The organism is Citrobacter sp. GW821-FHT02E08, assembly GCF_059421685.1.
In genome coordinates this window covers 1-13,124 of record NZ_JBWKVL010000028.1, presented here as the reverse complement: position 1 = coordinate 13,124, position 13,124 = coordinate 1, and the positions used below count along the sequence as shown (strand labels likewise).

Genomic DNA, 13,124 nt, shown 5'->3' with positions numbered 1-13,124 from the left:
GTGGCGGACTCAGCCCGGAACAGTTTGAAAACCAGAACCTCGCTTAGGGCCGTGTCCACATTACGTGGGTAGGATCAATCTATCTGCACGATACTTATTTTACTATTTAATCATAAGGTTAAACACCAAATATAATATAAATGACTCAACGGCATTATCAGGTGAGCTATTTCAGAACTTTCCCCGAAAACAGTAAAATAGGTATATAACGGATTATTCACAGTATGCCTGCCTGCACCTTGAGGGAGATTGGTTCACTGAGATGGGATTTGATAGCGGGACGGGCATCACGGTGAAGATCTCGAAGGGGGGCGTGATCCTGATCGTTGACTGCAGCGAGGCGCAGGAGCTTAAGAAGTAAATTTACTAGGTTGAACAAGTGGTTAATGGGTTGAAGGACGAGGTGTTTTGTGTGCTGAACGAGAGTTAATTAATAAAAAAGCCGGGAAATTATAATAATTGCCCCGGCTTTAAATGTTTAGATAGCAATCATAATTTAGTCAGGTAATTTATCCGGAGCCCACATAGAACGCTCCCATTGCACAGCATTTTTATTCAATATTTCTTTTATATGCTTTTCAAATTCAAAATTAAAGAATTTATCAGAGCTTATTGCTATTTCAAGTGTATAGTGTTCGTCACATAACAATTCGCTAAGCCTATCAATTTTGTCAATGACTTTAATGCAAAAACTATCAAGTTCAGCACTGGCAATATAACGTCCTTCATCATCTACACATATTAGATTATGCTTAAATGCCCGTTCCATTTTTATAACTAGTTCATCAAATGTGCTGTCATCAATTAATACAAAGCTTAACCATCTTTTATTAACGTCCATTAATTCCTACTTGCAGCCAACTTTGTGCTGAATGTCACTGTGCCGCGCCATGTCGCTTAGTTCATGGCTTTTAAAAATTCTAAAACCAAAAGGTTCAGATCTTAATCCTGGGAAAATATCACGTAACTTACGGTCTATAGATGCTTCTATTTCGCTCATTCCTGCAATTTTTGCGGCATCAGGACGCCTGTTAGTAAAGACAGGGTTATTAGCCAAATAATCCGACTGTATATAGGCATCCACATCAAAATTATTAAAATTTATAGTTCTGGATATACTAGGATCGTGAGCTTTACTAATACCACTTGCTACACTACCTCTATAACCTATAGTTGCATTTGGATCGAACTGCTGTATTGCAGACAGATGTTCTCTAAGTACAGAATCAATCTGTTGCTGAGCAGAATTTAAGTTAGTTAAACCTAACGGATCAATATAGGTTAATGGATTCGGCGCATACTGGTAAAGATTCCACCCGCCGTTTAACCCTATCGGATCCTGAACAATAAACCGTCCGACCTGCGGATCGTAGTAGCGGACCAGATTATAGTGAAGTCCGGTTTCGCTGTCAGCAAACTGCCCGGCGTAGCGCAGGGGCTGATGGGCGAGGGCGGTGTGCTGCAACGCGCCGGTGAAGCCTGCCGTCTGATGCCGTACTTCGCCAAAACTGCCGTAATGACCACTCCAGCGCACGTTTCCATACTGGTCGGTAACTTCCAGCGGTGCGCCGTTCAGGTCAGTGCTGAACCAGTAAATCTCCCCACGCCTGTCGTCGCGCAGATGGTCGATTCGGGCCAGCGGACTCCAGGCTTCGTTCGGGTCATAAAGGTATGTGCTGCACTGTCCGCCTTCGTGCTGCTCCTGCAACAGGCGGTATCCCTGCCAGAGGAAGCGGGTTTCGGTGGTACCGTGGGCGGTAGCGACCTGTTTTCGCGTGCGTCTGCCGAGGGCATCATACTGATAATGAGCCTGAAAACGTCCCTCCGGACCGGTTCCCTGCGCCGAAATCAGGCGGTTCTCGGCATCCCAGGCATAGTGCTGTTCATACAGACCACTGCGGCGGCTGACCAGGTTGCCCCAGATTTAGTAGTGCATACATATTGAGTATGTTGAATCTCATCAGGTCTTCATGCTTAAGAATAATGTTTCGTCCAACCACAGTTAGTCAGAAACGCATCAATATAATCAGTTTTACCCTGATAATTTATCAATCCATCTCTGCGTTATTTTTCCTTCTCTAGAAAAACATTTAGTGATACTACAAATGGTCGATCCCAATGGGCTGCTCCAAGAAATGGGATTCGACGCATACAGATAAAAATTACACCCACCATTTAACCCAATAGGGTTAGGGTGTTAAATATATCCTATTTGTGGACCATACTGATTTTTGTACGAACGTTATGGTAAAGCAAACTAGTCCACTATTATACCTTGATTAATCTTTAACTATATAATGTGAAACCCTATGGATTTGAGAGATAAATATCAACACATATAATGCATTACCCAAATGATTATATGACCCTCATTTGAGTTCTCCAATCTGCTGAACGAAAATTTAAATAAAGCCAGGGATATTTAATCCCCGGCAATAATGTACATCAAAACGTACCCATCTTAAGATGCCCATTTTTAACCCCACACCATGGATCATCCATTAGGTAATGTGGTTGTACAGGAGAGTGTGTATTTACAAAAGTAAAATTATAATATATTTCATCACCCTCACATATCTCATAGTAAAGAGAGTACAACTCATTAATTAAGGCTAAACCTACTTTAAATTTTTCAGTGGCTGATGCAACCTCAATAGAATTTTTATTTGTAATATAAAAAGGAGCAACAATGCAACGCTGGCAGTTATTATCCATTATAAATTTATCAGTCTGAGATAAGTTTACATTTGCACCAAAAGCATCTTCGGGTAGAGGATCAAAGATTGCATAATCCTTATTTAAAATAGCCCCTTGCATAATGTTTCCCTTTCCCCATTGGCTTACATTATCATCGAAAGGCCTGGAACGAACCAGTATCTGACTGTGGGATATAATCAAATCAACACATTGATTATTCATCATTCAACTACCACCTTAATTTTTGTGCCATCTGGAAGAGCAGACAATATGTCACCTATGCTGGATACTTGCAAAAACAGCAGCAGATAAATAAAAGAAAGCCGGGAGGATTTGATTTTTCCCCGGCTTTTATATCGAAAAATTACTCTTCTAAAGATGCAGATATTTCTTGAAGTAAAAATTCAGAGAAGTTGTTTGAAACAATATTTTTATTTCTTTCTCTTTTAAATGACAAATCCGTTTCTACAACAACCGCTTCTCCCGAAGTTCCAATAATAGACATATCCAGAGAAAATGAAGGGCCATAGCCGGATGATAGTATTTTTATCATCTTATCATCAATATCACCTAGTTTTCTTGCCTCTAAAGTTACATATCTAACATCAGGTGCAGAGTCAGCAAATAGCCCTTGTTTCGATATTCCATAAAATGACAGCCCATTAAACATCAATGTGCCATACTTCCTGAGGAACATTTTGTAAGAGTCACAAAAGGAAAGACCTAACGACGCTTCATAAGCGAGAATCGTATCTTCTGATGCTGGACCACTGCTATAGTAAGTCTCACCACTATCTGCGATTAGTGTTTCAATTTTTAGAAATAATTCATCATTCATGGTTCAACTCTCCGGGAAATCCAATGCGCGTGTTTTCCAGTAATTGCTCTTCCATCGATTAAAAGGGCCTCGATTCATTGATGGTGGAGCGCTATTGTAAGTGTATCGTGTTCCATTCGGACCTTTCCAGGTTTTATCCCACTGATTCGAATACATATGAAGTACACGATCATTTTGGCTATGATAGCTACTTAAAATCTCCACCATGGGTCCGGGTTCGTCTTGAGTAAGGTGATGGAGGTTTATTTCTAATCCATCCTGGCCAACAGGAGCATTTCCTGCTTTCATTCTTTGAATATTAGTCAGACCGTCAGCATCTACTCTGTGAGGATCAAATAAATCGTTCCTCTGATATACTTTACGCCCATTGACATTTTTATCCGTCCAACATTTAAGACCAAGCGGGTCTATCCATGACAGAGGATTCGGCGCATAAGCATAGACGTTTAACCCCCCTGCCAACCCAATCGGATCCTGAACAATAAACCGTCCGACCTGCGGGTCGTAGTAGCGGAACAGATTATAGTGAAGTCCGGTTTCGCTGTCAGCATACTGCCCGGCGTAGCGCAGGGGCTGATGGGCGAGGGCGGTGTGCTGCAACGCGCCGGTGAAGCCTGCCGTCTGATGCCGTACTTCGCCAAAACTGCCGTAATGACCACTCCAGCGCACGTTTCCGCGTACGTCGGTAACTTCCAGCGGTGCGCCGTTCAGGTCAGTGCTGAACCAGTAAATCTCCCCACGCCTGTCGTCGCGCAGATGGTCGATTCGGGCCAGCGGGCTCCAGACTTCGTTAGGGTCATAAAGGTATGTACTGCACTGCCCGCCTTCGTGCTGCTCCTGCAACAGGCGGTGTCCCTGCCAGAGGAAGCGGGTTTCGGTGGTGCCATGGGCGGTAGAGACCAGTTTTCGTGTGCGTCTGCCGAGGGCATCATACTGATAATGCGCCTGAAAACGCCCCTCCGGACCGGTTCCCTGCGCCGATATCAGCCGGTTCTCTGCATCCCAGGCATAGTGCTGTTCATACAGGCCACAGCGGCGAGGTTATCCGCGGCGTCATAACGAAAATACGCACTGCTGTGCCCCTGTCGGGTTTCGTAGTGTTTTAGCAGGCGCAACAGCGAATCAGACCTGCAGTGTCGTTCTTACGTTCCAGGCATAACTACGTCAGAGTGCGTACGCTACCGCAGCACCCTGATAAGATATCTATCTGCACGATAGTTATTTTACTATTTAATCAAGATGTTAGATATGGAATATAAAACAATAATTTGCATCATTATCAGGTTGGCTATAGCAGCATACCGTAAGATCACTACAAGTGAATGACACTACTATGTGAGATGCTTACAGGAAACTAGGTTATGAATATTATCCGCATCCGTAAATCGAAGACAACGCAGTTGAACAATAAATTTACGACAGGACTGAATAATACCAGATATATTCCTGCTATTAAGCACTTGGTGGGGGGAAGCATCTTTCGCTCTGGTTGCTATATAATCATCCCCAGGCTTCATCCTCCGTAATGACGTTGTTTATGAAACTATCAAAATCCTGTTCAAGATAAATAATTTTTTGGCTTTCCAAATTCGCAAAATGAACGGTTCCATTACTTATGTTGATACAAAATGGAAATCCACCACCATCAATTGCAAAGGGAAGGATTGTTTCAGGCAATATTTCCTTATCGCGCGTCAATATCTTATAGAGGCTCTCTACCCTAAGTATTCCTTCCTTTTTTGTATGTAAAACTGGCAAAAAATACTTAATATCGAATTCATATTGATCGTTTTGATAGACGCAGCGCTCTTCATCCAGAACTCCGCCATTGCTCATCAGCCACATAGTCCTGAGTACAGGAGGGAAAACAACCCCTAATGCTGCTTCAACCTTGTTAAGATCATTTGCGGTTAAAGAGGGATATGAATTAATTAGTTTTACCGTCATTTTTCCACCTATACGCAATGTTTAGGAACGCGACCTCTAAGCCACCCTTTACTGTGAGAAATTTCACTTCTCCGCAGGTGTTTGATCGTCATCACCTCGCGATACCATATTTATACCAGTTACCAGAGTTGTTTAATCTATGGCTATGGTAATAAATTTCATCATACGTGAAAAGCAATTTCCTTTCAGATTGACTTTACACCACACAACCACTGCATTGTTATGGTCGTGCCCTTTAAGTGCTGCCTCTTGCTGATTGGCATTAACTGTTTATTATCGTTAGCCACATGGTTCAGCACTTTGTACTATCTGCATCATAACTAATCCTAACACTCAGTAAGGTAGATATTGAGCGGTTATTACTAGAGTTAGCACTTATTTCCATCTCAGCCTGGAGTAGATATTAGATAGCGATAAGAAATATCTGGTGAGAGACTGGCGGGTTCAGTGTGGTCTGACAAGGTAACCACGGGTAATCAATGTGATATAGACATTGTGGTTATCAGGTTTTGATGGAGGAGATACACTGGAGTAGTAACAAATAAACGGCCGAAAATATACAAAAAATCATTCCGGCCGTTCATTTTTACTTCATCGTGTTTTTCTTTGATAAATAAAAGTCAAAATATTTTTCCGGCCTCTCTTTAAAGGCGCGAGCTTTGCCATAATTATAAGCATTATCAAAGTATTTATATGATTCATCATATTGTTCTAACTCATAGCAGACCATTCCAAGATCAATTAACGGGGCCGTATCTATATCTGAACATCGAGTTTGTAATGCGATTTCTGCCCATGTTTTCGCTTTTTGGAATATACCCATATCAAAATAAGCACTATTTATACATGCAGCAATCCAACTAGCGATTTCCCATTCTAACTTAGGTTCAGGGAGTAATTCCCAAGCCTTAATATATTCATCTAATGCTGATTCATAAGATTTGCTATCATGAAGTTCATTACCTTTCTCTACAGTAGAGATTATTAATTTTTCTAATTTATCATGTTTTTCAATAAATTCTTTCATTACACACCACCCTTAATCATGGAAAGTATTGAGATAATTCTGCCGCCCCAATAAAATCACTTGGTTCTTTATATCTATCAGGCAGTTTCGCACCTTGAGAACGGTTATGGCCATAATATTCCAATTCATAATTATTAGAATCACGCATAAAGGCTCTAACTTCTTTAGATTTCGGTCCATAATAACCGCCCTTCTGGTTCCAATATTTAACAGCATCAGTTAAGTGAGCCATATCTGCATCTTTAACAAAATACCATTGTTTATCTGTTGAGCTCTTAAATTGCATCCTGTCACCTGTACCACGAATACGACCTTCGCTGCGCATTCGTTCAATTACTGCTCTACCGGTCTTGCTATCTTTACCTGGAGTTTTTCCCATATTATTTAGACGACATGATGCCAACCCAAGCGGATCTATGTATGAAAGAGGATTCGGCGCATACTGGTAAAGGTTCCACCCGCCATTTAACCCAATCGGATCCTGAACAATAAACCGTCCGACCTGCGGGTCGTAGTAGCGGAACAGATTATAGTGAAGTCCGGTTTCGCTGTCAGCATACTGCCCGGCGTAGCGCAGAGGCTGATGGGAGAGGGCGGTGTGCTGCAACGCGCTGGTGAAGCCTGCCGTCTGATACCGTGCTTCACCAAAATAGTCATTGGCGGTGAGGTTATCCGCGGCGTCATAACGAAAATACGCACTGCTGTGCCCCTGTCGGGTTTCGTAGTGTTTTAGCAGGCGGTAGAGTGAATCTTATCTGCGGCTTCGTTTTTACATTCTGGAATCTACTCATGGTTAACTCAGTATAACTTACGGGGATAATGGATTCGGATTTTCCCATGAGTAGTATTACTGGCAGAGCAACTTATTGCTGAGCACCTCCATAGGATATGGTGTTCAAGCAGGGATGAAAATGGCCGATAAAACGGCCTTGGTTTTATTTAGATTATTTCCTCATAAAGATTATCTATAAAATCAGAAAAAGATTGATTGATCAAATAAACATTACTCATATCAGGAACAACTCCTTCATCAGCTTCAAGTTCATGATCCCAAAAATAAATTTTATTTTCATTGGTTTTTAGCTCCATAATAACAAGGTTGCCCCCTGCATCATGAGCGATAGGAATAAAACCCAATGGAATCCTATCTTTATAATTGTTGTAATACTTCAGGAGGTTACTATTTTTCTCGTTTCCTAAACTAAGGAAACGATCAACAGAAGAGGCATCATTTCTGTCAGAAAAAAACCTGAACGAGTCAGGTTGAGGTTGCCCTCCATTATATTCCATTAGAAATTTTTTATAATCACTTGGCAAAGCACTATTTATTTCTCTCTCAAAATCAGAGATATCTTCTAATGTTGCTGGCTTCTTAGAATAAATGATAGTAACCATATATTACCTCTTGCTTGTTGAAATCCCACCTGAATGCCTTACTGCATCATGTATATCAGTAGGAACTAATTGCATATATCCAGAGTCCTGATGGTGATGCCAAGTATATCCTTCAGGGCGAGGATTTTCGGGACCATATCCGGCAGCACGATCAGCCCTGCCAAAATCTACATTCCTTGAGGAGCCTAATTCAATGCGAGTATTTTTAATCGAATAACGTGAAAAATCAGGGAACCCTGCATGATTAAATGGTACACCATGAGGATATGTTCCTCTTATATCTGCCGGTAATTTACTGGCTGGATAGATTTTTCCTGCAAATGCACTATTGCTCGGATTACGCCCATTGATTTTTTTCACCATAGAGCCACAAGTTAGCCCTAAAGGATCAATCCACCCCAGCGGATTCGGCGCATACTGGTAAAGATTCCACCCGCCGTTTAACCCTATCGGATCCTGAACAATAAACCGTCCGACCTGCGGGTCGTAGTAGCGGAACAGATTATAGTGAAGTCCGGTTTCGCTGTCAGCATACTGCCCGGCGTAGCGCAGGGGCTGATGGGAGAGGGCGGTGTGCTGCAACGCGCCGGTGAAGCCTGCCGTCTGATGCCGTACTTCGCCAAAACTGCCGTAATGACCACTCCAGCGCACGTTTCCACGTACGTCGGTGACTTCCAGCGGTGCGCCGTTCAGGTCAGTGCTGAACCAGTAAATCTCCCCACGTCTGTCGTCGCGCAGATGGTCGATTCGGGCCAGCGGGCTCCAGACTTCGTTAGGGTCATAAAGGTATGTGCTGCACTGTCCGCCTTCGTGCTGCTCCTGTAACAGGCGGTATCCCTGCCAGAGGAAGCGGGTTTCGGTGCTCCCATGGGCGGTAGAGACCAGTTTTCGTGTGCGTCTGCCGAGGGCATCATACTGATAATGCGCCTGAAAACGCCCCTCCGGACCGGTTCCCTGCGCCGAAATCAGGCGGTTCTCAGCATCCCAGGCATAGTGCTGTTCATATAGACCACTGCGGCGGCGGACCAGGTTGCCCCAGGCGTCGTACTGCATAAACAGGTTTTGCCAGTGCTGCAGGCGGTTATCGGTGACCGGCGCGTCGTCGTCACTGGCGGCGAGGTTGTCTGCGGCGTCATAACGAAAATGCGCACTGCTGTGCCCCTGTCGGGCCTCGTAGTGTTTCAGCAGGCGGCCTTCGGCATCGTAGCCGTAATTCACTTCGCCACGCAGGCTGTCGCTGACGCCAGAAAGCTCGCCACGGGCGGTATAGCGATAAAGACGCCCGAGTACCGCCTGTTCTGGCAGGGTGACATCGGCGTTTATTTCACTGCGCTGCCCGGTACGTCTGCCGAGGCTGTCATACCGGCGGAGCTGATTGCGTGCGCCCTGAGTACGGTGCGTTTCTCGGTGCAGACGGTCACGGGTGAATTCGGTGACCAGTTGCTGGCCAAAACGGATGGCGCTGACGTGGCCGGAGCCATAGTGCAGCCAGGAAATCGGCTGCTCACCGGGCAATGTCAGGGACGTCAGATTATTCAGCGCATCCCACTGGTAACCAACCTCTCCATTCACCCCGGATTCGCTTAACATGCGTCCGGCAGCATCACGGATCAGGGCAATTTCATCGTTTTCGATACCCAGCGCGACACCTTCGGCCGTGGGGGTGCGGAGGATACGGGTGAGTTGACCACTCAGATCGCGGAAATAACGATATTCAGCATGGCGGTGGCTGCGCCCGGTCATCAGACCGCTGTCGTCATAACTGAACTGCTGTAAACGCCGGGCGATGCCCCTGTCGGCGGCAGGCCTGCCGTTTTCCTGGAGGGCGCAGAGAAAACCCCGGGCATCCCATTCCATCTGGCGGGATGTATCATCCGGGCGCGTTTCACTGAGCGGACGACCCACGGCGTCATAGGTAAACCGGTATTCACCGCCGTTGCCATTCTCCAGTCGCAGCAGGTTGCCGCGCGGGTCGTAGCGCCAGCGACGGGTGCGACCGATACGATCGGTGAGGCTGATCGGCAGGCCAAGCACGTCGTACATCCAACTGACTTCGCTTTCCAGCGGGTCACGCCAGGCGGCGAGTTGCCCGCGTTCGTTCCACAGCAGCGATTCACGGCTGCCGTCCGGGTGAATCACTGCGCTGAGTAGCCCGGCGTCGTTCCATTCGCGACGCGTGATATTGCCTGCTGCATCCTCACTGGCAACCAGTTGCCCGAAGCGGTCATAGCTAAAACAGGTGACGCTGCCGGAGCAGTCGGTGCGTTGTGTCAGCAGTCCCTGGTTGTTCCACACCAGTCGCACCACACCGCCGGTGGCATCCGTGATGCTGTCCGGCAGTATTTCGTCTTCAGCAGGGTAGTGATACGTGGTTTTGTTGCCGGAAACATCGTCTTCCGCTAACAGGCGACCCTTCAGGTCATAAATGTTCTGTGATGACGTTCCATCCGGGTAAACCGTGCGGGTGATACGGTCCGTCAGGCGGTACCAGTAATATTCGGTACGACGGCCAGCCGGGTCCGTCTCCTGCGTCATCCGGCCATATTTGTCCCATAAACTACGGCGGATGGCACCGCCGGGCAGGACAACATCGCAGAGCTCGCCGTCGCGGTAGATAAACGCCGTCTGGCGGCCGTCAAAATCCGTAAAACGCGCGACATTGTCATCGTCGTCAATCAGCCAGTGCGCCTGTGCGCCGTCATCACGGATGGCACGGCGGGTGCCGTTGTCAAAATCGTATTCGAACGTTAGCCGTTCGCCGCCGTTGTGCCGGAACGCGACCACGCGCGGCAGGCCGTCGATCTCCTGCCAGCGGTATTCACTCAGCAGCCCGTTCGCATCCTCGTGGGCGCTCATCAGACCATCCCGCCAGTGGAAACGTCTGCGCACGCTACCGCCCCGGCCCGTTACTGAAACGAGCTGGCGCTGTTCATCATACGCATAGCTGACCAGGCAGATTGTATCATCCTGCCAGACACTGGCGAGGCGCTCATTATCATAGCGGCAGACCACTCGCTGTCCGGCGCTGTCGGTCAGCGCATGCAGGGTGTGATTGTCGTTCCATTCAAACAGAATATCATTGCCGCAGGGGTCAGACAGTCGTTGTAACAGGGAAGGCGACGCTTCGCCCAGCGGGGCATAATGCCAACGCTCGCCGCTGATGTCATACACCGACCAACTGTTATCAGGGTGATGCTCCAGCCAGCATTTTTCGTCTGCGCAGTATGTCCGCAGGCCTTTCGGCACCCTCGGGAAGGAGACGTAATCCCCGGAAGGCGCGCGCCAGACCAGTCCATCCTGATAGCGTTCCAGTCGGGTTTCCCAGAACAGGCTCCACCCCCGGCCAAGAACGCTGTCGCCAGGGTTACCGCTACGCCAGTAACGCTGCCAGCGGACGGGCAAGCGGGAAGGGAGGATGAAATCCAGCTCGTCATCGCCGCTGAGAAACTTCTGCCCGCTGGCCATATCCACCGGGCGGGCAACGATCCCTGCGGCCGCCACGCCGGTCATCAACGTGCCTGCACGGCAGGCAATACGGCTAAGTTTGTTAATACCGGGAATTTTGTCAAGCAGCTTAGCCAGCGCCCCCACTTTACCCGCAGCGCCGCCCCAGCCCCCGAACAATCCGGTAAACAGTAGGGTAAGATCTGAGGCTTTATAAACCCATTCCGGGACTTCGGACTGGATAGGCAGTGTCTGTTTCGGGCTACCCCCAATGCGGACATTGTCCGAACCGGCCATGATCTTTGCGTCACAGGTGGTGCGATCCCCCAGACGGGACGCAGGCAGGCCATTGATAGAGACCCGCGAGGAGCCTTCCGCCATCTGCTGAGAGCCGTCGTCAGAGCACGCCACCATGCTGTTGGTAGCGAGTGCTGCGGGTTTACTGTTGATAAAAACGTCAGGCGAACCGGCGGTGATGACGCCTTTTTTCGTCATGCTGGATGCCCCGGCATCCGCAATGCTGTCTCTTGCGGCAGTTGCCAGTTCACTGGTGAGATAACCGACCGCAAGGCTGGCGCCGATGAGCAGTACACCTACGCCAATACAGGATGCCCCAAGGCCAGCAATAAACATCGCACCCGCCGCGATCCCCCCCACGGCAGCGATCAGGCCGCCAACGACGGTTCCGGCAATCATCCCGGCCAGCGCGCCGGAGTGTCCAATATCATCACCCGCGCGTGCAGCTTCAAACATAACAATAATCCTTATCGTTAAGCGTGGAGGCGAAAACTCCCGAGCAATGAAAGAAACAGATCGCCGTCGCGGTCTGTCAGCGTTGTGGCGGAGGTCATGGTAAAGACCAGAATATGCGCATCATGCGTGTTAAACACCGCCTGCTGCTGACAGATACGTTTCCCATCGCGCAGGTAGCTGGCGTGCACATTTTCGCCCTGTAAAAGGTTATCGCCCAGCACGACAGTATGGCGTTCGCTCTGTTTCCAGCCTTTAAGGTGTTTTTCCATCAGTACCAGTTGACGGTTGATGTAAGCCGAAAGATTTTCACCGGCGTTCAGCGTGTCGCGGGAAATATTGAACGCCGGGACGTCAGCGCCAGGCTGAGTGAAAATATTGACTGAGCGGTCCTGATAACCTTCAGGAAGAGTGACCTGTCCTTCATTAAACAGGCTGGATTGCGAATGTTCTGACATCAAGCGGGTCCTACCACATTTTGCAGAATTGTTAATACTGTCACAGGAGTGTGATACAGGCTACTACAACATATAGTAGCTTCCGCCAAAATCAGACACTTCTTAGTGATGTGCGTATCTCTATGTTTAATAAGTATTTTATGGAATTCGTCGATACGAAAACTGATGAGAATAAGCGCTGCCGGTAGACTCACCGGTGTTTCCCCTCATTCATTGGCTTAAGTGAAAGGTGCTAACGCAATAGCGTGGTTTATATGATCTCTACTGATCTTCATGAGATGCAATAAAACCTCACAAGGCAGCAGGAATTCTTTAAACGTTGAATGAAGAGTTATCATTTAAATTGCTTATTTAATATAACGAATTTTTACTCACGTTCACAAAATGATAACCAGGGAACCTGGGGATTCACCATATTGTTCGAAAACGGGTCATGAAATCCGAACATCGCTGATTACGCTGTACCCATCGCACACATTAAAATCCGTAAAGTGATCCTACCCACGTAATGTGGACACGGCCCTAAGCGAGGTTCTGGTTTTCAAACTGTTCCGGGCTGAGTCCGCCA

Annotated in this window: 10 protein-coding genes and 3 pseudogenes; 1 reads left to right on the top strand and 12 read right to left on the bottom strand. The window is 47.3% G+C overall.

The window, feature by feature from the left end:
* Positions 1–262: 262 nt before the first annotated feature.
* Entirely contained in the window at positions 263–361 is a 99-nt protein-coding gene (locus tag AC07UY_RS21455) for a hypothetical protein (protein WP_494660495.1), read from the top strand.
* Positions 362–496: 135 nt separating this feature from the next.
* Here AC07UY_RS21455 and AC07UY_RS21450 read toward each other — a convergent pair whose 3' ends face one another.
* The 12 genes and pseudogenes from AC07UY_RS21450 to AC07UY_RS21395 form a co-directional block, all read right to left on the bottom strand.
* On the bottom strand, positions 497–841 hold the full coding sequence (locus tag AC07UY_RS21450; RefSeq protein ID WP_494660496.1) for a hypothetical protein: 345 nt from the start codon (positions 839–841) through the stop codon (positions 497–499).
* Positions 842–847: 6 nt separating this feature from the next.
* Positions 848–1,921: pseudogene (locus tag AC07UY_RS21445) on the bottom strand (RHS repeat domain-containing protein); the annotation flags it as partial.
* A 524-nt stretch (positions 1,922–2,445) separates the two neighbouring features.
* The gene (gene comJ, locus AC07UY_RS21440; protein ID WP_494701908.1) at positions 2,446–2,922 is read right to left on the bottom strand and encodes a competence protein ComJ; all 477 of its coding nucleotides are present in this window, start codon (positions 2,920–2,922) and stop codon (positions 2,446–2,448) included.
* A gap of 139 nt (positions 2,923–3,061) precedes the next feature.
* On the bottom strand, positions 3,062–3,535 hold the full coding sequence (locus AC07UY_RS21435) for an SMI1/KNR4 family protein (RefSeq protein WP_494701907.1): 474 nt from the start codon (positions 3,533–3,535) through the stop codon (positions 3,062–3,064).
* Positions 3,536–3,538: 3 nt separating this feature from the next.
* On the bottom strand, positions 3,539–3,832 hold the full coding sequence (locus AC07UY_RS21430; protein WP_494701909.1) for an HNH/ENDO VII family nuclease: 294 nt from the start codon (positions 3,830–3,832) through the stop codon (positions 3,539–3,541).
* Positions 3,833–3,928: 96 nt separating this feature from the next.
* Positions 3,929–4,647: pseudogene (locus AC07UY_RS21425) on the bottom strand (RHS repeat-associated core domain-containing protein); the annotation flags it as partial.
* Positions 4,648–5,035: 388 nt separating this feature from the next.
* Positions 5,036–5,482 carry an SMI1/KNR4 family protein gene (locus tag AC07UY_RS21420; protein WP_494660497.1) on the bottom strand — a complete coding sequence of 149 codons (447 nt, stop codon included), beginning with the start codon at positions 5,480–5,482 and terminating at the stop codon, positions 5,036–5,038.
* A gap of 586 nt (positions 5,483–6,068) precedes the next feature.
* Positions 6,069–6,509 (bottom strand): hypothetical protein, encoded by a 441-nt coding sequence (locus tag AC07UY_RS21415; RefSeq protein ID WP_494660498.1) that lies wholly within the window; start codon positions 6,507–6,509, stop codon positions 6,069–6,071.
* A gap of 16 nt (positions 6,510–6,525) precedes the next feature.
* Positions 6,526–7,158 (bottom strand): annotated as a pseudogene (locus AC07UY_RS21410) (RHS repeat-associated core domain-containing protein); the annotation flags it as partial.
* A gap of 290 nt (positions 7,159–7,448) precedes the next feature.
* On the bottom strand, positions 7,449–7,904 hold the full coding sequence (locus AC07UY_RS21405; RefSeq protein ID WP_494701906.1) for an SMI1/KNR4 family protein: 456 nt from the start codon (positions 7,902–7,904) through the stop codon (positions 7,449–7,451).
* A gap of 3 nt (positions 7,905–7,907) precedes the next feature.
* On the bottom strand, positions 7,908–12,101 hold the full coding sequence (locus tag AC07UY_RS21400; RefSeq protein ID WP_494701905.1) for an RHS repeat-associated core domain-containing protein: 4,194 nt from the start codon (positions 12,099–12,101) through the stop codon (positions 7,908–7,910).
* Positions 12,102–12,118: 17 nt separating this feature from the next.
* A complete protein-coding gene (locus AC07UY_RS21395; protein WP_494660500.1) occupies positions 12,119–12,556 on the bottom strand; it encodes a DcrB-related protein in 438 nt (145 codons plus the stop codon).
* Between the last annotated feature and the right edge of the window lie 568 nt (positions 12,557–13,124).